This is a genomic window from Roseateles koreensis (genome assembly GCF_028595305.1).
In the GTDB taxonomy this organism is placed as follows: domain Bacteria; phylum Pseudomonadota; class Gammaproteobacteria; order Burkholderiales; family Burkholderiaceae_C; genus Paucibacter_A; species Paucibacter_A koreensis.
Genome location: NZ_JAQQXS010000018.1, coordinates 16,992 through 37,001, shown reverse-complemented (window position 1 = coordinate 37,001; position 20,010 = coordinate 16,992). Strand labels below are relative to the sequence as shown.

Annotated in this window: 16 protein-coding genes and 1 other RNA gene; 4 read left to right on the top strand and 13 right to left on the bottom strand. The window is 60.5% G+C overall.

Features of this window, described 5'->3' with window-relative positions; all coding sequences use genetic code 11:
* Positions 1-3: 3 nt before the first annotated feature.
* The 12 genes from PRZ01_RS17320 to gyrA form a co-directional block, all read right to left on the bottom strand.
* Complete coding sequence (locus tag PRZ01_RS17320; RefSeq protein WP_273598090.1) at positions 4-1,035, bottom strand: glycosyltransferase family 9 protein; 1,032 nt, start codon at positions 1,033-1,035, stop codon at positions 4-6.
* A gap of 8 nt (positions 1,036-1,043) precedes the next feature.
* Positions 1,044-2,207: a glycosyltransferase family 9 protein gene (locus PRZ01_RS17315; protein WP_273598089.1), complete on the bottom strand. Its 1,164-nt coding sequence runs from the start codon at positions 2,205-2,207 to the stop codon at positions 1,044-1,046.
* Positions 2,194-3,339, bottom strand: coding sequence for a lipopolysaccharide assembly protein LapB (gene lapB, locus PRZ01_RS17310; protein ID WP_273598088.1), 1,146 nt, complete (start codon positions 3,337-3,339; stop codon positions 2,194-2,196). The genes PRZ01_RS17315 and lapB overlap by 14 nt, the downstream gene beginning before the upstream one ends.
* Positions 3,329-3,622, bottom strand: a complete 294-nt coding sequence (locus tag PRZ01_RS17305; protein WP_273598087.1) for a LapA family protein — start codon at positions 3,620-3,622, stop codon at positions 3,329-3,331. The genes lapB and PRZ01_RS17305 overlap by 11 nt, the downstream gene beginning before the upstream one ends.
* A gap of 34 nt (positions 3,623-3,656) precedes the next feature.
* Positions 3,657-3,962, bottom strand: coding sequence for an integration host factor subunit beta (locus PRZ01_RS17300; protein ID WP_273598129.1), 306 nt, complete (start codon positions 3,960-3,962; stop codon positions 3,657-3,659).
* Positions 3,963-4,187: 225 nt separating this feature from the next.
* Positions 4,188-5,897 (bottom strand): 30S ribosomal protein S1, encoded by a 1,710-nt coding sequence (rpsA, locus tag PRZ01_RS17295; protein ID WP_273598086.1) that lies wholly within the window; start codon positions 5,895-5,897, stop codon positions 4,188-4,190.
* A gap of 181 nt (positions 5,898-6,078) precedes the next feature.
* Positions 6,079-8,097: a bifunctional 3-phosphoshikimate 1-carboxyvinyltransferase/cytidylate kinase gene (locus PRZ01_RS17290; protein WP_273598085.1), complete on the bottom strand. Its 2,019-nt coding sequence runs from the start codon at positions 8,095-8,097 to the stop codon at positions 6,079-6,081.
* A gap of 55 nt (positions 8,098-8,152) precedes the next feature.
* On the bottom strand, positions 8,153-9,031 hold the full coding sequence (locus PRZ01_RS17285) for a prephenate dehydrogenase (protein WP_273598084.1): 879 nt from the start codon (positions 9,029-9,031) through the stop codon (positions 8,153-8,155).
* An 11-nt stretch (positions 9,032-9,042) separates the two neighbouring features.
* On the bottom strand, positions 9,043-10,158 hold the full coding sequence (gene pheA, locus PRZ01_RS17280) for a prephenate dehydratase (protein WP_273598083.1): 1,116 nt from the start codon (positions 10,156-10,158) through the stop codon (positions 9,043-9,045).
* Positions 10,151-11,269 carry a 3-phosphoserine/phosphohydroxythreonine transaminase gene (gene serC / locus PRZ01_RS17275; RefSeq protein WP_273598128.1) on the bottom strand — a complete coding sequence of 373 codons (1,119 nt, stop codon included), beginning with the start codon at positions 11,267-11,269 and terminating at the stop codon, positions 10,151-10,153. The genes pheA and serC overlap by 8 nt, the downstream gene beginning before the upstream one ends.
* A gap of 81 nt (positions 11,270-11,350) precedes the next feature.
* On the bottom strand, positions 11,351-11,950 hold the full coding sequence (locus PRZ01_RS17270; RefSeq protein WP_273598082.1) for a DUF2059 domain-containing protein: 600 nt from the start codon (positions 11,948-11,950) through the stop codon (positions 11,351-11,353).
* A 2-nt stretch (positions 11,951-11,952) separates the two neighbouring features.
* Complete coding sequence (gene gyrA / locus PRZ01_RS17265; RefSeq protein ID WP_273598127.1) at positions 11,953-14,634, bottom strand: DNA gyrase subunit A; 2,682 nt, start codon at positions 14,632-14,634, stop codon at positions 11,953-11,955.
* Between the two features lie 267 nt (positions 14,635-14,901).
* Between gyrA and ompA the strand changes: the two genes are divergently transcribed.
* From ompA to ssrA, 4 genes are all read left to right on the top strand, one after another.
* Complete coding sequence (ompA, locus tag PRZ01_RS17260) at positions 14,902-15,558, top strand: outer membrane protein OmpA (protein ID WP_273598081.1); 657 nt, start codon at positions 14,902-14,904, stop codon at positions 15,556-15,558.
* A 150-nt stretch (positions 15,559-15,708) separates the two neighbouring features.
* Positions 15,709-16,416, top strand: coding sequence for a bifunctional 2-polyprenyl-6-hydroxyphenol methylase/3-demethylubiquinol 3-O-methyltransferase UbiG (gene ubiG / locus PRZ01_RS17255; RefSeq protein ID WP_273598080.1), 708 nt, complete (start codon positions 15,709-15,711; stop codon positions 16,414-16,416).
* A 50-nt stretch (positions 16,417-16,466) separates the two neighbouring features.
* A complete protein-coding gene (gene gph, locus PRZ01_RS17250; RefSeq protein WP_273598126.1) occupies positions 16,467-17,141 on the top strand; it encodes a phosphoglycolate phosphatase in 675 nt (224 codons plus the stop codon).
* Positions 17,142-17,154: 13 nt separating this feature from the next.
* Positions 17,155-17,527: a transfer-messenger RNA gene (gene ssrA, locus PRZ01_RS17245) on the top strand.
* A 939-nt stretch (positions 17,528-18,466) separates the two neighbouring features.
* On the opposite strand, the gene PRZ01_RS17240 is transcribed toward ssrA, so the two are convergent.
* Entirely contained in the window at positions 18,467-19,981 is a 1,515-nt protein-coding gene (locus PRZ01_RS17240) for a MutS-related protein (RefSeq protein ID WP_273598079.1), read from the bottom strand.
* Positions 19,982-20,010: the final 29 nt, after the last annotated feature.

Genomic DNA, 20,010 nt, shown 5'->3' with positions numbered 1-20,010 from the left:
GTGTCAGATCGTGATGGCGAGGCTTTTCAGGAGGCGCTTTTGCACGTCGGCCGGCGTGATGTCCAGCAGATGCGTGGCCTTGATCATGTGCAGATGCTTGGGGTCGTGCTCGAGGTCGGGACGCGGGCCCAGAATGACCTGAGTGGGCGTGCCGACAGCGGCCGCGATATTGGTGGCCCCGGTGTCGTTGCCTGCACAGGTTTGGGCCAAAGACAAGGCCGCCACGGTTTCACTGACTGTGCCGTCGGTGATGGCCATTACCTGGTGGCGATAGGCTGGTTCGATGCCGGCAATGATGGCCTGCGCCAACTCCGTTTCAACCGGGCCGCCCAGGATGAGGATGCCGTGGCCTTGCCCTGCCAGTGCGTTGGCCAGGGCGGAGAAGTTGGCGGCCCCCCATTGTTTGAAGGGCTCCGACGAGCCGATGGTGAAGGCGTGCAGCGGGTGCGGCAATTGCGCCAAGCGGGCCTGCATGCGTGCCAAGGCATCGGGCCTGACGCTCAGGCGGGGCACGATCGGTGCATCGCACCAGCCTTGCGCCAACATGAAGGCGGTGGCGTCTTTATAGACAGCCACGGCGGGGCCTTTGTAGCCGGTGATCCAGGGCGTTTTGCTGAGCAGCAGGCGTTGCAGCACGCTGGTGCCATAGCCGATGCGCTGCGCGATGCCGGCACGCCAGGCGACGATGGCACGGTTGGCGTGATGGGTGAACAGGGCGATGCGATCGAAGCCCAGGGGCTTCAACTCCGCACCCATGCGGAACAGGCCGGCAACGCCGCTGTGGCGACCGGCCCGCTTTTCGCTGCGCCGGGGGCGGCGGTCAAAGTCGATGATTTCGCGCACCCAGGGCTCGTGCCCCAGCAGTTCACGGGCAAAGGTGGTGGGCGAGGCGATCACCGAGACCTGCCCATCGCGGCTTTGTTTGGCGATCTCGCGAAAATATTGCGCGTGCCAGACCAGATCGCCCATGCCGACAAATTGGTGCAGGACCGCCGTGTACGGTCGTTGATCGGCGGATGTGCTGCTGTGGGTCATGGTAGCGGTCAAATGGTTTCGGGGCGTGCGCTAGCGCCGCCGTGATCAACTGGGGTGTGAACCGCGCCCCCGGTGTGTGCTTGGACTTGGGTTTGCAGCACCTGGGTGGCCGCGCTCAGCACGCGGCCTACGGTCAATTGCTGCATGCAGTCGAAACGACCATTGCACGTGGGGTGGCGATGGCAGGGCGAGCAAGGCAGGGCGTCGTAGAGAACCTGGGTGGTGTCGTCCGGGCCGCGCAGGTAGGGCGCCGTGGAGCCAAACAAGGCCACGGTGGGTTTGCCCAGTGCAATGCCCATGTGGGTGAGTCCGGTGTCGACGCCGATCAGCAGATGGCTGTCTGCAATGGCAGCCACCGTTTCATCCAACCTCAGCTGACCGGTCAGGTTGTGGATCAAGGGCTGGCTTTGGCAAATGCGCGCCGCAGCCTCCACATCACCCGGCCCACCCAACAACAGCGGCGTGAAACCTTGGCGGCTCAAACCCTCCGCCAACTCGGCCCAGTGGCCTTCGATCCAATGCTTTTGTGGACGGGTGGTGAAGGCGGCGAGCACCGCATAACGTTGGCCCTGCTCGCACTTGATGCCGACTTGTGCCAGGCGTTGTTGGGCCTGCACCCGGGCTTGGGCGCCGACAGCCAGATCCATGCGATAGCTTGTAGCGGCAGCGCCAAGGTAGACCGCAAGATCACGGTACTCGTGGGCGATCAAGGGGCGGGTCTCGGTGTCCTGGGGCTGAACGCTCTCGTGCATCAGCCATTGGCTGCCCTCGCGGGGTTTGAGATTGACCCGTCGCGGCGCCGCCGTGAACCACGCCATCAGGCCGCTTTTAAGCAAACCTTGGGGGTCGATGACGCAATCGAAGGCTCGCGCTCGCAGTGCTTTGCGGAACTGCCAGACCTCGCGCAGTGCTTGGCGCTTTTGGCCGCCTCGCCACAGGCTGAGCCAGTTCTGGCGCGGCATGAGGATCACTTCATGCAGGTGTGGATTGTGTTGAAGCAAGGGCGCCGCGGGCGCTTCGACCAGCCAGCTGATGCGGGCGTTGGGCCACAGGCTGTGCAGGGCGGGGATGAGCCCGGAGCTCAAGGCCACGTCGCCCAAAGCGCTCAGGCGGACGATCAGGATGTGGCGCGGGCTTTGAGGCGACGTCGGGGCTGGCCTATTCGTCGACATGGCGCGGCGGGTAGGTGTCCCAGTTCAGGCAGCCGGGACATTGCCAGAAATAGTGCTGGGCTTCGAAGCCACAGGCGGCGCAGCGATAGCGTTGCAAGGGGCGCACGGCCTGATCCATGGCGCGGCCCACCAAGGGGGCTTCTTCGTCGCTGAGCTGTGAGTTGCTGACCGTGAGCAGGCGGCGCGCGGCAGCCAGGCTGGGCTGATCGCGCAGGTGCTCAACCAAGCGAGCGCGCTGTTGCGCTGCGGCAGGCTCCAGCTTGGCGATGGCACCCAGCAGATGCATGCCCGGCACGCGGTGGTATTGCAGGCTCAGGGCGGTGAGTGCACGTTCAGCAGCGCCGCAGGCGATGGCAGCCTCGGCATAGTCTTTGGCCACCAGATTGAAGGCCTCAGGGTTGAGGGCCAAGAGCTCCGCATAGGCGGCCATGGCGGCTTCCGCCTGGCCTTGCTTGGCCAGCAACTGGCCGGTGAGCACGTGGGCGCGGGCGGCTTGTGGCGCGGCTTTGCGGGCTTCCAGCAGCAGAGCTTGCGCTTCGCCCACCTGCTCGCGGGCGAGAGATTCCAGGGCTAGTTCGCACAGGTAATGTGCTACTCGAGCGGCAAACGACGCCGTGCCGGTTTGCTCCAGATGGCGGGCCACCTCCACGGCCTTGCGCCACTCGCGTGAGCGCTCGAACAAGGAGAGCAAGGCCAACTCGGCCTCGTTTTCGAACGGCGTGCCCCGCAGGGCGGCGAAGGCTTGTTCCGCCCGGTCGAACAGGCCGGCCTTGAAGAAGTCTTGCGCCAGCGCGTGTTGCGCTCGGTCGCGCTCCTGCCGGGGCAGGTCGCCGCGCTGCAACAGGTGTTGGTGCACGCGCACCGCACGTTCATATTCACCGCGGCGGCGGAACAGATTGCCCAGCGCAAAGTGCAGCTCGGAGGTGTCGGGGTCGTTCTGGACCGCCTCGATGAAGGCGTCGATGGCTTTGTCCTGCTGCTCGTTGAGCAGCAAGTTCAGGCCTTTGAAATAGGCCTTGGGGGCGTCACGTTGCTCGCGCTTCCATTGCCGGGTATCGAGCTTGGAGGCCAGCCAGCCCAGGGCAAAGGCTGCGGGCAGAACGAACAGCAGCCAGCGGGGGTCAAATTCCATCGTGAATCGCGGGTGGGGTCAGGGGTTCGGAGGCAGGGGCTTGCGCCTCGGCGTCGGATTTGGCGCGCTTGGCCACGCGGCGGTGCTTCCACCAGGCGGGCACCATGGCCAAAACCCCCAGTGCGCAGCCGAGGCCAAAAGCCAGCAGCACGATGATGACCAAGGGCGCTTGCCACTCATGGCCGAAGAACCAGCGCACGACCACCTCTTGGCTGTTGTTCAGCGCAAAGGCGAAAAGCGTGAAGAAGAGAAATGCTCGAAAGAGCCAGATGAGGATTCGCATGGAGGCTTGATTCTAAGCGCCACGCGAGGGCATCTCAGCCCAGCTCGGCGGTGTCCGTGCCTTTGGCATCCACCGCTTCGCGCAGAGCCTTGCCCGGCTTGAAATGGGGCACCAGCTTCTCGGGGATCATGACTTGCTCGCCGCTGCGTGGGTTGCGGCCTTTGCGGGGCGGGCGGCGGTTGACAGAGAAGCTGCCGAAGCCGCGAATCTCGATGCGGTGCCCACGCGCCAGGGCGTCGGACATGGCGTCCAGAATCGTCTTGACGGCGAATTCGGTGTCGCGCTGGGCCAGTTGGCCAAAGCGCTCTGACAGCAAAGCAACCAGATCGGAGCGGGTCATGTTGTGTGGCGTGAAGCGGGGGCGGGTGGTGGGGTCCGAGGACTTGCGCAAGATGCCATTGACGACCAGTTGGGCGCACGGGCGGGCGATCTTGCGCAAAGCCTTGGGCTGGATTGAAAAAGGCTCGCACCCTGAAGTGACGAGCCCTTTTTGAGCGACGCGAGATTAGCACAGGGAACAGGCCCGGGGGCCTGTTCGTCTGGCCATTTCGGCCGTTTCTGCCAATTAGCCTTGGTTGTCCAGCTTGGCGCGCAGCAGGGCGCCCAGGCTGGTCGTGCCGGCGCTTTCGCGCTCGGCAGTAGCGCTCAGGCGCTGCATGGCTTCTTGGTTGTCGGCGTTGTCCTTGGCCTTGATCGACAGCTGAATGTTGCGGGTCTTGCGATCCACATTCACGATCAGGGCGGAGACTTCGTCGCCTTCCTTCAGCACATTGCGTGCGTCTTCAACGCGGTCGCGGCTGATTTCGGAGGCGCGCAGGTAACCCAGCACTTCGTCAGCCAGTTCGATCTCGGCGCCACGGGCGTCCACAGTCTTGACCTTGCCGGTCACCGTCATGCCGCGGTCATTGACCGTGGTGTAGGTGGTGAACGGGTCGCTGTCCAGCTGCTTGATGCCCAGGGAGATGCGCTCGCGCTCGACGTCAACGGCCAGCACCAGGGCTTCAACTTCCTGGCCCTTCTTGAAGTTGCGCACAGCAGCTTCGCCGGTTTCGTTCCACGACAGGTCGGACAGGTGCACCAGACCGTCGATGCCTTGAGCCAGGCCAACGAACACGCCGAAGTCGGTGATGGACTTGACGGGGCCCTTGACGCGGTCGCCGCGCTTGACGGTTTCAGCGAAATCTTCCCAAGGATTGGCCTTGCACTGCTTCATGCCCAGGGAGATGCGACGCTTGTCTTCGTCGATTTCCAGGACCATGACTTCGACTTCGTCGCCCAGGCTGACCAGCTTGGAAGGCGCAACGTTTTTGTTGGTCCAGTCCATTTCGGAGACGTGCACCAGACCTTCGATGCCGGGTTCGATCTCAACGAATGCGCCGTAGTCAGCGATGTTGGTGATCTTGCCGAACAGGCGGGTGCTGGTGGGGTAGCGGCGAGCCACACCGAACCAAGGATCGTCGCCCAATTGCTTCAGGCCCAGCGAAACGCGGTTCTTCTCGGCGTCGAACTTCAGGATCTTGGCGGTCAGCTCTTGGCCGACAGTCACAACTTCCGAAGGGTGGCGGACACGGCGCCATGCCATGTCGGTGATGTGCAGCAGGCCGTCGATACCGCCCAGGTCCACGAACGCACCGTATTCGGTGATGTTCTTGACCACGCCTTGAACGATGGCGCCTTCGGCCAGCGTTTCCAGCAGCTTGGCGCGCTCTTCGCCCATCGAAGCTTCAACCACAGCACGACGCGACAACACGACGTTGTTGCGCTTGCGGTCCAGCTTGATGACCTTGAACTCCATGGTCTTGCCTTCGTACGGGCTCATGTCCTTGACCGGACGGGTGTCCAGCAGGGAACCCGGCAGGAAGGCGCGGATGCCGTTGACCAGAACGGTCAGGCCGCCCTTGACCTTGCCCGACACGGTACCGGTCACGAAGTCGCCCGACTCCAGTGCGGTTTCCAGCGACAGCCACGAGGCCAGACGCTTGGCCTTGTCGCGCGACAGGATGGTGTCGCCGTAGCCGTTTTCGATGGCGTCGATGGCCACGGAAACGAAGTCGCCGATTTGAACTTCCAGTTCGCCCTGGTCGTTCTTGAATTCTTCGATTGGCACGTAGGCTTCAGACTTGAGGCCGGCGTTCACAACCACAAAGCTGTGCTCAACGCGCACGACTTCGGCCGAGATCACTTCACCGGCGCGCAGGTCGGAGCGCTGCAGCGACTCCTCGAACATGGCGGCAAAAGAGTCAGGAGCGAAAGCTGCGGTTTGGGTTTGGGACATGAGGTTTCCTGGACCTGCTGCAACAAGCGTTTGTTCGCAGGCGGTGGGTGCAAGTCGTTGGAGCGTCTTGCGGGTTAAGGTTGATGACTCCACCCGGCCAAAGGGTCGGGCGGCGTTGTTGGTTGGGGCCTTGAGTTCTCGAATCATCGATACCTATTCAGCCCCAACCGACCTTTCTCGCTCAACGCTGAGCAGCAAAAGGTCTTGTTTCAGCCCACCAATTCAGCAGCAGTTCGACCGATTCCTCAATCGTCTGCAGCGAGTTGTCGAGCATCCGGGCGTCAAGTGCCGGATGCAGCGGGCTGGCGGCGCGATTTTTGTCGCGCGCATCCCGATTTTCCAAATCTTGACGCAAGCTTTCGATATTAGCCGAAATTCCTTTGGAAATCAATTGCTTATGGCGTCGCTCGGCGCGCGTGGCCGCGCTGGCTGTGAGAAACACTTTCAAGGCGGCGTCGGGGAATACCGCAGTGCCCATGTCGCGCCCATCCGCCACCAGGCCCGGCAGGCGGCGGAAGTTGAGCTGCAACTGATTCAAGGCCGCGCGCACAGCCGGATGGGCCGCCACCTGCGAGGCCATCAAACCGGTGGCTTCCAGGCGCAGGGCGTCGGTGATGTCGTCTTCATCCAGCCAGACGCGCCCGCGTTTAAAGCTCAGATTGAGATTGGCGCCGATGGCGGCCACGGCGTTGGCGTCGTTCAGGTCGATGTCTTCGCGGTCGGCCGCCAGGGCGCAGGCCCGGTAGAGCGAGCCGGAGTCCAGCACCACATAGCCGAGCGCGTGGGCCGCGACGTCTGCCAATGTGCCTTTGCCGGAGGCGGTGGGGCCATCGATGGTGATGACGGGGATGTCTTCGGCGTGCGCTTCCACCACCTCGAACAGGGTTTCAAAATAGTCCGGAAAGGTCTTGGCCACGCATTGCGGGTCGAGGATGCGCACTGACACGGCATTCGGCGTCACCAGGCCATTGAAGGCGGTCAGCGAGAAGCACATGGCCACGCGGTGGTCGTCGTAGGTGTGGATGCTGGCGGCCTGCCAGTCGCGCAGGGGATGCACGCGAATCCAATCGGGGCCTTCTTCCACCTGGGCGCCGAGTTTTTGCAATTCGGTGGCCATGGCGGCAATGCGATCGGTTTCCTTGACCCGCCAGCTGGCGATATTGCGCAAGGTGGTGGGGCTGTCGGCGTACAGCGCCATCACCGCCAGGGTCATGGCGGCATCAGGAATGTGGTTGCAATCGAGGTCGATGCCGTGCAGCGGCCACGCTCCGCGTCGCACTTCAAGCCAGTTGGGGCCTTGTTCCACACGGGCGCCCATGGCTTGGGCCGCTTCAACAAAGCGCACATCGCCTTGCAGGCTGGCGTGGCCGACTCCTTCAATGCGCAGGGGATCGCCCGTAGCGGCAATCGCGCCCAGAGCCACGAAATAGGATGCGGATGAAGCGTCGCCTTCCACATGTACGGCGCCCGGCGAGCGGTAGCGCGAACCCGCGGGGATGGTGAAACGTTGCCAACCTTCTTGCTGGACCTCAATGCCGAACCGGGCCAGCAACGCCAGGGTGATGAAAACGTAGGGGCGGGAAATCAACTCCCCCACCACCTCGATCACCACCGGGCGGTCTTGCGCCACCAGGGGCAGGGCCAGCAGCAGGGCGGTCAGGAACTGGCTGGAAACATCGCCGCGCACGCGCACGGGCTGATCTAACTGCAAGGCAGACGGGCCGGTCAACTTCAGCGGCGGGTAGCCCTCTTGGCCAGTGCATTCGATCTGGCAACCGAGCCCCCGCAAGGCATCCACCAGATCTCCAATGGGGCGCTCATGCATGCGTGGCACGCCGCTCAACTCGAATTGCCCACCTTGTGTGGCTACCAGCAGGGCCAGGGCGGCGGTGAGCGGGCGCATGGCAGTGCCGGCGTTGCCGAGAAACAGCTTGGTGTCGGCTGTGCGCAGTTGCGCGCCGATGCCAGTGACGTGCAGCACACCGTCGGTGTCGGTGCGCAAATCGCAACCCAACTCCTTGAGCGAGGCCAGCATCACCGCGGTGTCATCGGAGTCGAGCAGGTCATGTACATGCGTGGTGCCTTCCGACAGGCCCGCCAGCAGCAGCACCCGGTTGGAGATGCTTTTGGAGCCGGGCAGCCGGACGGTACCGCCAGCGCTTCGCAAAGGGGGCAGATCGAGGAATGGAATCTTGAACATGACGAGCGAGGGTTGTGGCGCAAGCGGCAGGGCAAACTGGCTTGCGTCGAAGGGGCTACTTGGGCAGGCGGGGGGCGCCCATCTGCCATTCGGCACGGGCTTCGGAGATCAGCCGGATGCGGGCTTCGAGGGCGTTGGCATCATCTGCCTTGATGAGGGCTTCCAGCGCGTCCAGTGTCTGGCGAAAGCGCCCGGCCTGCACCAGCACCTCAGCCTTATTGGCCATGAGGATGTCGCGCCAGACGGCGGGTTCGCTCGCCGCAATGCGGGTGAAGTCGCGAAAGCCGGGGCCGGCCAGGCTGAGAAAATCCCGCCCAGCGGGTTGGGTGGCTACCGACTGAAAATACGCGTAGGCGAGCAGATGCGGCAGATGACTCACGGCGGCAAATGCCGCGTCATGATTCTTGGGCGTCATCTTCAGCACCTGGCTGCCCAGGCTGGACCAGATGTCGGTGGCCGCCTGCACGGCCTGCGGCAGGGTTTCAGGCAGCGGTGTCAGGATGACTTGTCGGCCCTGGTACAGCGTGGCCTCTGCGTGCTGGACACCACCACTTTCCTTGCCTGCAATGGGGTGGGCGGGCACGAAGCTGGGCAGGCGGTCGCCCAGGGCGCTGCGTGCCGCCTCCGATACATCGCACTTGGTCGAGCCCACGTCCATGATCAGCATTTGCGGCGTGACCAGGTCGCGGATGGCTTTCAAGGTGGCCTCCGTGGCTGACACCGGCACGGCCAGCAACACCACGTCAGAGCCTGCCACGGCCAACAGTGCCGATTCGGCAACAACGTCAATCACGCCCAGCCGCTTGGCGGCTTCGGTGGTGGAGGGCGATTTGCTGTATCCCACCACGCGCTTCACCAATTTGGCCTTTTTCATGGCCAGCGCAAACGAGCCGCCCATCAGGCCGCATCCGATCACGCCGAGTTGCTTGTACATACGCGGCCGCCTCAGGCTTTCAAGGGGTAGGCGCCAATGACCTTGTAGAAGGCGCACAGCTCACGCAACTCAGCCAGTGCAGCTGCGACGTTAGGCTGGCTCGGGTGGCCGTCAAGGTCGATGTAGAAGTAATAGTCCCATTGGCCGGTGCGCGCAGGGCGGGATTCCAGCCGGGTCATGGACACGCCATGCGTCTTTAGCGGCACCAGCAGATCGTGCATGGCACCGGGGCGATTGGTCACCGACACGATCAGGCTGGTGCAATCGCGCCCGGTGGCAGGTGGCGCAGCCATTGTCTGGGGCAGGCAGATCACGGCGAAGCGCGTGCGGTTGTAGGCTTCATCCTGAATTGCGTGGGCGACGACGTGCAGGCCAAAAATGGTGGACGCTCGCTCGCTCGCAATCGCCGCCCAGGCGGGGTTGCTGGCGGCCAGGCGTGCGCCTTCCGCGTTGCTGGACACCGCTCGGCGCTCGGCATTGGGCAAATGTTTGTTGAGCCAGCCCTGGCATTGGGCCAGCGCCTGCGGGTGCGCCAATACCGCCTCAATCTCTTGCAAGGAATTGTCCTTGCGCATCAGGGCATGGCGGATCAGCAGGCTGACTTCGCCTACAACGTGCGTGGGTGTGTGCAGGAACAGGTCGAGCGAGCGGGTGACCACGCCTTCAGTCATGTTCTCAACGCCCACGACGCCATACTGCGCACTGCCGCTGGCGGTGGCGTGAAACACTTCGTCGAAGCTGTTGCAGTAGATCAGGTCGGCCGCACCGCCAAAATATTCAATCGCGGCTTGCTCGCAGAAGGTGCCGACCGGGCCCAGCACGGCCACGCGCTGCGGGGACTCCAAAGCCAGGCAGGCCGACATAATCTCGCGCCAGATGGCGGCCACATGCTCGCCCTTGAGCGGGCCGGGGTTGGCGGTCTTGATCTTTTCGATGACTTGCGCCACCCGGTCGGGGCGGAAGAAGGGCGTGCCTTCGCGGCGCTTCACTTCGCCCACCAACTCCGCCACTTTGGCGCGGCGATTCAAAACATCCAGCAATTGCTGATCGAGCGCGTCGATCTGGTCGCGCAGGGCGAGCAGGTCGGGGGCCGGCGCGCTGCCAGCGCCAGCGGGGGTATCAGCCATGTTGTGCCTCAAAGTCCTTCAGGTATGCCACCAGGGCTTGTACGCCCTCCAGGGGCATGGCGTTGTAGATCGATGCACGCATGCCGCCCACCGACTTGTGGCCTTTGAGTTGCAGCAGATTGCGCGCCTTCGCTCCTGTCAGGAAGGCCGCATTGAGTTCCGGCGTGTTGTAGTCGCCGCGCAGGTAGAACGGGATATTCATGCGTGAGCGGCAGTCAGCCGCCACGCGGTTTTCAAACAGATTCGATTGATCCAGTGCGCCGTAGAGCAAGTTGGCCTTGTCGATATTGCGCTGCTCAATGGCGGCCACACCGGTCTTGCCGGCGTAGTTGAATTGCTTCAGCCACTGGAACACCAGGCCCGCCACGTAGATGGAGAAGGTCGGCGGCGTGTTGTACATGGACTGCGCCGCCGCCACGGTTTTGTAGTTGAAGGCTGATGGGCAGACGGGCAGGGCGCGGCCCAGCAGATCGTCACGCACGAACACCAGCGTCAAACCCGCAGGGCCGATGTTTTTCTGCGCGCCGCCAAAGGCCAGGCCGACCTTGGCCCAATCGATGCCGCGGGACAGTTGGTGTGACGAACAATCGATCACCAGCGGTGCGTCGCAGCCCAGCGCTTTCAGGTCTGGCAGGGCATGAAACTCCACGCCATCGATGGTTTCGTTGCTGCACACATGCACATAGGCTGCATTCTTGCGCAAGGCCCAGGTGCTGGGATCAGGAATGCGGGTGAATTTGCTCGAATCACCGCTGGCTGCGATGGCCACGTCGGCATAACGCTTAGCTTCATCGGCGCTCTTGGTCGACCAGGAACCGGTGACGACCATGTCAACGGCGCCGCCGCTCGACAAATTCATGGGCACGATGGCGTTTTCAGCCAAGCCGCCGCCTTGCATGAACAAGATGCGAAAGTTGGCCGGCACCTGCAGCAAGTCGCGCAGGTCTTGTTCGGCGGTTTCGCAGATCGAGGTGAATTCGGGTCCGCGATGGCTCATCTCCATCACGCTCATCCCCGAGCCATGCCAGTTCAGCATCTCGGCGGCGACCTGGCTCAAAACCTCTTCAGGAAGGGCAGCCGGGCCGGCCGAAAAATTGAAGGGACGCTGAATCATGGGCTTAAAAAGGGCTGCTTAACGGGGTGAAACCAGACGGGCCGTACCGCCGCAGCGGTACGGCCACTCCAAAACGGCTTACTTCTTGGCGGGCTTGGCGGTGCTGCCAGATGCGCCCGCTGCAGCCGGGCTGACGCCCAGTTGCTTACCGATGGCCTGCTGCAGTGTCTTGAAGCGGGTTTCCAGTGTCGGGCCCAAATCGGCCAGCAACTTGTCGGCCAGAGATTTCTGCATCTCTACATTCAACTCGCCGAACTTCTTGTTCACCGGCGATTCCAGCCAAGCCAACAACTGCTTCAACTCATCTTCGCTGAAGCGTTCGTCCAGTACCGCGCCAACGGTGGAGGGCGCCAGCTTGGCGGCCTTGTCGCGAATCAGCGGGGTGTTGTCGTCGACGAATTTCTTGACGTCTGCTTCGATGGCCTTGGCCGTTGCTTCCCGCTTTTCCGGCGGCACTTGCTGCATGGCGGCACTGGCGCCCTGCATCAGATTGCCGATGGGTTGCTGCATCAGGTTGCGCGCCAGCATGTCATAGCTGGGCTTTTGCATATTCAGCAGTTTGGTTATCAGCTCTTTTTTTGCCGCTGATGACGTCGAATTGGCCGCCTGCGCAAAGCTCGCGCTGGCGCAAAGGGCCAGGCTGATGGCGACGATGATCTTCGTGGATTTCGTTTTCAAGCTTATTCCTTGGTGGCGTCGTCGCCGGCCGTATCGGCCGCATCGTTGGTGGGGGTGTTATCGCCGGCGTCTTCAGCATTGGCTTCTGCTGCGTTGCCGTCGTTGGCATCGTTCTCGACGATACGCTGCAGGCCGGAAAGCTTGCTGCCGTCGTCCAGTGCGATCAGAGTGACGCCCTGGGTGGCACGGCCCAGTTCGCGGATTTCAGAAACACGGGTGCGTACCAGCACGCCACGGTCAGTGATCAGCATGATCTCGTCTTCCGCGCGCACCAGGGTGGCGGCCACCACACGGCCATTGCGCTCGGTCTGCTGGATCGCGATCATGCCCTTGGTACCGCGTCCGTGGCGGGTGTATTCGGTGATGGCAGTGCGCTTGCCATAACCGTTTTCCGTGGCGGTCAACACGCTTTGGTTCTCGTCCTCGGCTACCAGCATGGCAATCAGGCGCTGCTCAGGTTCCAGCATCATGCCGCGCACACCTCGAGCCGTACGGCCCAGTGAGCGCACGTCGTCCTCGTCAAATCGCACGGCCTTGCCGCCGTCGCTGAACAGCATCACGTCATGCTTGCCGTCGGTCAGGGCGGCACCAATCAGGTGGTCGCCGTCGTCCAGGGCGATGGCGATGATGCCGGCCTTGCGCGGGTTGGCGAAGTCTTCCAAAGAGGTCTTCTTGACTGTACCCAGGGCCGTGGCCATGAAGATGAAATGGCCTTCAGGGAAGGCACGGAACTCACCCGTCAGTGGCAGCACGACAGTGATTTTTTCGTCTTGCTGCAGCGGGAACATATTGACGATGGGCTTGCCGCGCGAGTTGCGCGAGCCCTGCGGCACTTCCCAAACCTTCAGCCAGTAGACACGGCCGCGGTTGCTGAAGCACAGAATCCAGTCGTGCGTGTTGGCGATGAAGAGTTGGTCGACCCAGTCGTCGTCCTTGGTCTGGGTGGCTTGCTTGCCGCGCCCGCCGCGCTTCTGGGCACGGTACTCGCTCAAAGCCTGGCTCTTGATGTAGCCGGTGTGCGAGAGTGTCACGACCATATCGGTCGGCGTGATGAGGTCTTCAGTCCCCAGCTCTTGGGCGTTATGCTCAATGGCGCTGCGGCGTGCGCCGATTTTGGTCTGGCCAAATTCCTGACGCACTTGAATCAGCTCTTCGCTGATGATGGCGGTGACGCGGGCCGGCTTGGCCAGGATGTCCAGCAGGTCGGCGATCTGCGACATCACTTCTTTGTACTCGCCAACGACCTTGTCCTGCTCCAGGCCGGTCAGGCGTTGCAGGCGCATCTGCAGGATCTCGCCCGCTTGGTCTTCCGAGAGGCGGTAGAGGCCATCGCCCTGCAGGCCGAACTCAGGCGCCAATCCGTCTGGACGGTAGGCATTGCGGCCGCCGACGGTCTCGCCTTCGGCACGCGCCAACATCTCGCGCACCAGGGACGAGTCCCAGCTCTTGCTCATCAGTGCTGCCTTGGCAATCGGCGGAGTCGGCGATGCCTTGATGGTGGCGATGAACTCGTCGATATTGGCCATCGCAACGGCCAGGCCTTCCAGCACATGGCCGCGCTCGCGGGCCTTGCGCAACTCGAAAATCGTGCGGCGCGTGACAACCTCGCGGCGGTGCTCCAGGAACACCGTAACCAGATCCTTCAAATTGCACAGTTTGGGCTGACCGTCGATCAGCGCCACCATATTCATGCCGAAGGTGTCTTGCAGCTGCGTCTGCTTGTACAGATTGTTCAGCACCACCTCGGGCACTTCACCGCGCTTGAGCTCGATCACCACGCGCATGCCGGACTTATCGCTCTCGTCCTGGATATGGCTGATGCCGTCGATCTTCTTCTCGTGCACCAGCTCGGCGATGCGCTCCAACAAGGTCTTCTTGTTGACCTGGTAGGGGATCTCGTCAACGATGATGCTTTGGCGGTTGCCCTTGTCGATGTCCTCGAAATGCACCTTGGCGCGCATTACCACCTTGCCGCGGCCGGTGCGGTAGCCATCGCGGGCGCCCGAGAGGCCGTAGATGATGCCGGCGGTGGGGAAGTCGGGCGCGGGGATGATTTCCATCAACTCGTCAATCGAGCAGTCCGGGTTCTTCAGCGCGTGCAGGCAGGCATCCACGACCTCGTTGAGGTTGTGCGGCGGGATGTTTGTGGCCATACCCACGGCGATGCCGGTCGACCCGTTGATTAACAGGTTAGGCAAGCGGGTCGGCAGCACCAGGGGCTCTTTTTCCGAGCCGTCATAGTTGGGACCGAAATCGACAGTTTCCTTGTCAATATCGGCCAGCATCTCGTGAGCGATTTTGGCCAGGCGAATTTCGGTATACCGCATGGCTGCGGCGTTATCGCCGTCCACCGAGCCGAAATTGCCTTGCCCGTCCACCAACATGTGGCGCAGAGAAAAGTCCTGCGCCATACGCACGATGGTGTCGTAAACGGCGGTGTCGCCGTGCGGGTGATATTTACCAATCACGTCGCCAACGATACGGGCCGACTTCTTGTAAGGCCGGTTCCAATCGTTGTTCAACTCGTGCATTGCGAACAACACACGACGGTGCACCGGCTTCAAGCCGTCGCGAGCATCGGGGAGAGCACGTCCGACGATCACGCTCATCGCGTAATCGAGGTATGAGCGCCGCATTTCCTCTTCGAGGCTAATGGGCAATGTTTCCTTGGCGAACTGGGTCATGCGCTTGTGCGCGGCCACACCCATCAGGTGAGCCTGCATCGTTAGAGGACGGGAACGTGGATTCTAAAGGCCTGCGGCTGTAGCAGCAGCGCAACATTCTCGCCAACTGATTCACTTCAGGCCGCCACAATACGAAGCTATCGGTGCCCTATGGCACAATCGATGAGTCCCTAGGAGAAACCCGCATTAGCGGATCTATCTAAGGTTTTGTTCAAGCACTTACTGGGCACTCGCAGGGCAACTGCGGCATTCCTTGAGAGGAGAATCATGAAGAAATTGAATCGAGTGGCGTCGCTGATGTCTGTCGCTGTGGTCGCTGCTTTTGCTGCGTCTGGCGCATTCGCGCAAACGGTCGACAACTGGCGCGCAACTGATGGCACCGTTTGGAAAAACGGCACCAATGAATATTGCTGGCGCGATGCCAACTGGACGCCTGCTACGGCAGCGGCCGATTGCGACGGCGCACTGAAGCCTGCCCCGAAGGTCGAGGCACCGGCTCCTGTTGCTCCTCCTGCAGTGGTGGCTCCTCCGGCTCCTCCCGCACCGAAGCCCGTCCCGGCTCCGGTCAGCGAGAAGGTGACTTTCGCTGCTGACGCATTCTTCGACTTCGACAAGGCTACGTTGAAACCCGAAGCCAAGGCTAAGCTGGACGACCTGCTGGCCAAGACCAAGGGTCTGAACCTGGAAGTCATCATTGCCGTGGGTCACACTGACTCCGTTGGCACTGCAGCTTACAACCAGAAGCTGTCGGTCAAGCGTGCTGAAGCTGTCAAGGCCTACTTGGTTGGCGCCGGTGCTGAAAAGAACCGCGTCTACACCGAAGGCAAGGGCGAGAAGGCTCCTGTTGCCGACAACAAGACCAAGGAAGGCCGCGCCAAGAATCGTCGCGTGGAAATCGAAGTCGTCGGTACCCGCACGAAGTAATCAGTCTGCAAACGCCTTCGGGCGTTTTGCACGGCAAGGCCCCGCGTATGCGGGGCTTTTTTTTGCCTGACCTTTGTTGAATCAACGCGGCGCGACCCGGTGTTTTATTCGTGAAGCCCCAACGGTTCCGCTTCGTTTACCATTCATACCATGATCAATGCTGACCCTCAAGAGCTCGCCAAATTTGGCGAATTGGCCCACCGCTGGTGGGATGTCGACAGCGAATTCAAGCCGCTGCACCAAATTAATCCGCTGCGCTTGGACTGGATCGCCGGCCATTCCTCGATCGCGGGTAAAACGGCCCTGGATGTGGGCTGCGGCGGCGGCATCCTGAGCGACTCACTGGCGCGGCGCGGCGCTCAGACTTTGGGCATTGATCTGTCGACCAAGCCCTTGAAGGTCGCGCAGTTGCATGCCATGGAGGCCGGAACCGAAGGTGTGGAGTACCGTGAAATTGCGGTGGAGGCACTGGCACAGGAGCGCCCCGCCAGCTTCGATCTGGTGACCTGCATGGAAATGCTGGAACACGTGCCAGACCCGGCGTCTGTCGTTCAGGCCTGCGCTGACTTGGTCAAACCCGGTGGCTGGGTGTTTTTCTCCACACTCAATCGCAACTTGAAGTCTTTCATGTTGGCCATTGTGGGTGCTGAATACATGCTCAAGATGCTGCCCGCAGGCACGCACGAATATGCCCGATTCATTCGCCCCTCTGAACTTGCTCAGTTTTGCCGCGACGCCGGGCTTGAATTGCAGAGCAGCCGCGGGCTGACTTACAACCCGCTCACCCAGCGCTACAGCCTGGGGGCCGATACCGACGTCAACTACATGCTGGCCTGTCGTAAACCGGTGATCGTATGACGGTTCGACGGGGCGGCGAGTCGGCAGATATGGCGGAGGCAGCGCAAACGATGGCGTTCAAACCTTCAGGCGTGGCTGCGGTGCTGTTCGATCTGGACGGTACTTTGGTCGATAGTGCCCCAGATCTGGCGGGTGCTGCCAATGAAATGCGCCAAATCCGTGGCTTGGCACCCCTGAGCTTGGCGACATTGCGCCCCCTTGTGGGGGCTGGCGCGCGCGGCATGCTGGGTGCGGCGCTCAACGTCGCGCCTGAGCACGACGAATACGAGGCACTCAAACAAGAATTTTTAGATCGTTACGAACAACGTTTGACCCGTGAAACCGCCATGTTTGACCATGTCCAAAGCATGCTCCACGCCTTGGATCAGACGGGGCTCCCATGGGGGGTGGTGACCAACAAAGTGGAAAGATTCGCGATCCCTTTGGTCACGGCCTTGGGCTTGCACACCCACGCTTGCGTCATCATTGGCGGCGATACCACGCCCCATGCCAAACCTCATCCGGCCCCCTTGTTGGAGGCCGCGCGGCGTGCGGACGTGACTCCGGCGTGCTGCATTTACGTTGGTGATGACGAGCGGGACATCGTTGCGGGTCGGGCTGCAGGGATGCAAACCGCTGCAGCAGCGTGGGGCTATCTCGGAAATGGCGCCTCAATTGCCGATTGGCGCGCAGATATTGTGCTTTCCAGTCCTCTTGAGCTCTTGCAAGTGCTCGGACTGGCCTAAAATAGCAAGTTCTGGGGCCGACCAGGTTTCGACGTGGATGCGGATCCGGAGTAGGGCATACCGAGCACCAGTTCGCTCGTAAAACCACTGGAAACAAAGTAACTGCAAACGACTCTACGTTCGCACTCGCCGCTTAATTGCGCGTGAGCTTCTCAACGGTTGGCCCATGGGCCGGGCCCAAGTCGTAAGACAACAGGCTGAGAAGTCATTCACATGGGCTGGTTTTGGATCGGGTTACTCGGTACAGAACGAGATTAAGTGACTGGCGGGAAAGATAGCGTGCCGCTGCGCGATCTGGCCCGTGAGATTTAAATCAGACGGCTAAGTATGTAGAACTGCCCGGTGATGGTTTGCGGACGCGGGTTCAATTCCCGCCGGCTCCACCACTTACCCGCACGCATAGGTGCGTAAACGACCAAGGCCCTAAGTAAATCAACGACTTAGGGCCTTTTTCTTGTCCGCATAGGGTCATATCGACGCCCATACATCCAGCATGCGTGTGGGTAGCTCTGCGGGTAACTGGCCCCAAGGGCAGGGCGCGCAATTTGCGCTGCTTGACCTTAATCTCGGCCAGATGGTCGGGTTCGGGGTTTGCGGCCTCCAGCGCTTGCGCCGCTGCTTCGGACTAGTGGGCGAGAAGTGCGCCCAGAACGTCCTGCGCGACTTCGAGGCGGATGCCTTGGGTGTGAACATCATTCCCTGTACAAGACTTCAATCATGTCGCCACAGGCAAGAGCGAGAACCTGGTCTAGGGTATCGACCTCGAACTCTGAATAGCTCAACTCCAACCCGATCAGCCCCGCTGCACTTGCCGGGACAGGGCTCGGTTCTACCTCGATGACCTTTCGGATGCCAGCAAAGAGATAAGCCGCTTTTTGCTCGTTGAGTTCAAGGTGCCCATCGTCGCCGGCATCTTCGTTGTTCTTGCCAATCTCAGCCGCTGCCTTAGTGGCTTGATCATCATCCTCGGCCTCGATCAGGTAGACGTTCTCATGGACGAGGAATGAGTCCTGATCCTGGCCGAGAAGCTTGAAGTAAAAATGGCGTGCGCACAGTACAGCGTAATCTTCTTGGAGCTACGGGCAGTCCTTGCGGCTGTCCTTTGCCTTGTTTCTAGTTGGGGTGCCGCGCCAATTGCGCGAACTCGTCCGAATGAATGCGATCCAACAACTCCAGCGTAGGGCACGGGATGAATTCACAGTATTAAAACCGTCTGAGGCAATCTTGTTGAGTGAAATTTATTCAAATAAATCAACAGCTTGCAAAATATATTATGTCCAGGAATGGTTTAAGTTTGGTGGATTGGCTGCGCGCGAGGGGCATGTTCAGCGCTGTACAAGTTTACCAATGGTGAGCAAATGTGCTTCGTCTGGATTTACCAGCATCTCCTCTAGCCTAGCAGCTAGCAGCCGAGATTGCCGAACAAGGCGCTCATCAAAGCCAATTTCCTCAAGAATGTCGAGTCCATTGGTCTCACCCATGACGCCATTCTCCAAAATGCGGAAACCGTCATGCGCAGCTTCTAGTTTCATCGGCTGCAGAATTCCGCGTAAAAGAGGTACATAAATAAGGTTATGAGTCGAGACTAACAAAAGCCCGCGATTCGCCAGGCGATAAAGTGCCGGGACAGCTGCTGCAACGGCCTCGATATAATTCGTCGCATTGAAGACTTCGTCGATGATGTACAAACAACCGTTTTCAGCGCCGTCAAACGCAATCATGTCCCGAATCCTTTTGGCTTCAGCAACATGAGAACTATCGCCAAAAACTAGGCTGTCATCAATACGCATACTGCTCATCACAAAATTACAGCCAATTCGAGCTTGGTTTGCATACGCAACGCCGAAGGCTCGATGAAGTACAACGCTGATGCCAATCGTTCGCAAAAGTGTGCTCTTGCCGATACCATTCTTGCCTGTAAGTAACATTCCTTTGTTATTAAACTCAATAGACATGGGCGCACCAGATGGCAGCAAAGGGTTTTGGAGGCCACATAGAACAATCTGATCCAGAGTTGCCGAACCAACCAAAGAAAGAGTCAAACTATTCTTCTGTGCGTCATTTAGGATACCCAAGTCAGCCTCAAAGGCACTGAGCGATTTTACAAGTTCGCGAAACGTTTGTTTTTGAACTTTGATGGCCTTTAGTTGGCGGTACATCTCCGTGTATTGAGTAAGAAATAGAAGGTTGGCGTACTCCGCTACGCCATCAAAACGGCCCCAGATAGTCGAACGAAATTGACTCTGCAATTCGTCAAGCTGATTTTCTGTGGGTAGATTCAATCGAGACAGTATTTCACCAGGTAATTGAACTCTAATCAGACGAGCTGCGACAATTGCGTTCAAAAGTACTTCTCGCTGCTGATGCCAAGACTTCATCGAAAGATGGAGTCGAATAGAAATGAGTGCGGAGAAGGTGAGTGAACATACCACACCCAGCCAGCCAAACAGCGAGAATTTTAATAGCAACATAGAGGCGGCTAGCAGCGGGATGGGAATCCACGCTAACCTGCCTAATGCAGGGGCAGCGAAAAAATTCGAGACAAAAAGTGGAGTGCAGATGTTAACGGGAGCAGCACGCATCTTGGTGAATATATCCAAGAATACAGGAACATCTATCGAACACTCTAAGATGGTACGAAAGCGGGCAATATCCTCCACTGTGCCTCCGTTGCGAAGTCGCAGGTGCAGGAATATCTGCCCGGTAACGCTCAAATCTTGTGAGGCGCGCTTGGTAAAACAATCAAGATCTAGATCCTTCCATGTCTGATCATCAATTTGACGAATGCCGTCGGCAGCCAACAATGAAACCATTGCTCCAATCTCCAGAGGGGTTGCCATCAAAGTTGGGCAAGTATTCAGTACTACAT

Excerpts from the sequence above, each read along its gene's own strand:
- PRZ01_RS17320 (WP_273598090.1), bottom strand. The coding sequence starts at position 1,035 with ATGACCCACAGCAGCACATCCGCCGATCAACGACCGTACACGGCGGTC.
- PRZ01_RS17315 (WP_273598089.1), bottom strand. The coding sequence starts at position 2,207 with ATGTCGACGAATAGGCCAGCCCCGACGTCGCCTCAAAGCCCGCGCCAC.
- lapB (WP_273598088.1), bottom strand. The coding sequence starts at position 3,339 with ATGGAATTTGACCCCCGCTGGCTGCTGTTCGTTCTGCCCGCAGCCTTT.
- PRZ01_RS17305 (WP_273598087.1), bottom strand. The coding sequence starts at position 3,622 with ATGCGAATCCTCATCTGGCTCTTTCGAGCATTTCTCTTCTTCACGCTT.
- PRZ01_RS17300 (WP_273598129.1), bottom strand. The coding sequence starts at position 3,962 with ATGACCCGCTCCGATCTGGTTGCTTTGCTGTCAGAGCGCTTTGGCCAA.
- rpsA (WP_273598086.1), bottom strand. The coding sequence starts at position 5,897 with ATGTCCCAAACCCAAACCGCAGCTTTCGCTCCTGACTCTTTTGCCGCC.
- PRZ01_RS17290 (WP_273598085.1), bottom strand. The coding sequence starts at position 8,097 with ATGTTCAAGATTCCATTCCTCGATCTGCCCCCTTTGCGAAGCGCTGGC.
- PRZ01_RS17285 (WP_273598084.1), bottom strand. The coding sequence starts at position 9,031 with ATGTACAAGCAACTCGGCGTGATCGGATGCGGCCTGATGGGCGGCTCG.
- pheA (WP_273598083.1), bottom strand. The coding sequence starts at position 10,158 with ATGGCTGATACCCCCGCTGGCGCTGGCAGCGCGCCGGCCCCCGACCTG.
- gyrA (WP_273598127.1), bottom strand. The coding sequence starts at position 14,634 with ATGACCCAGTTCGCCAAGGAAACATTGCCCATTAGCCTCGAAGAGGAA.
- ompA (WP_273598081.1), top strand. The coding sequence starts at position 14,902 with ATGAAGAAATTGAATCGAGTGGCGTCGCTGATGTCTGTCGCTGTGGTC.
- ubiG (WP_273598080.1), top strand. The coding sequence starts at position 15,709 with ATGATCAATGCTGACCCTCAAGAGCTCGCCAAATTTGGCGAATTGGCC.
- gph (WP_273598126.1), top strand. The coding sequence starts at position 16,467 with ATGGCGTTCAAACCTTCAGGCGTGGCTGCGGTGCTGTTCGATCTGGAC.
- PRZ01_RS17240 (WP_273598079.1), bottom strand. The coding sequence starts at position 19,981 with ATGGCAACCCCTCTGGAGATTGGAGCAATGGTTTCATTGTTGGCTGCC.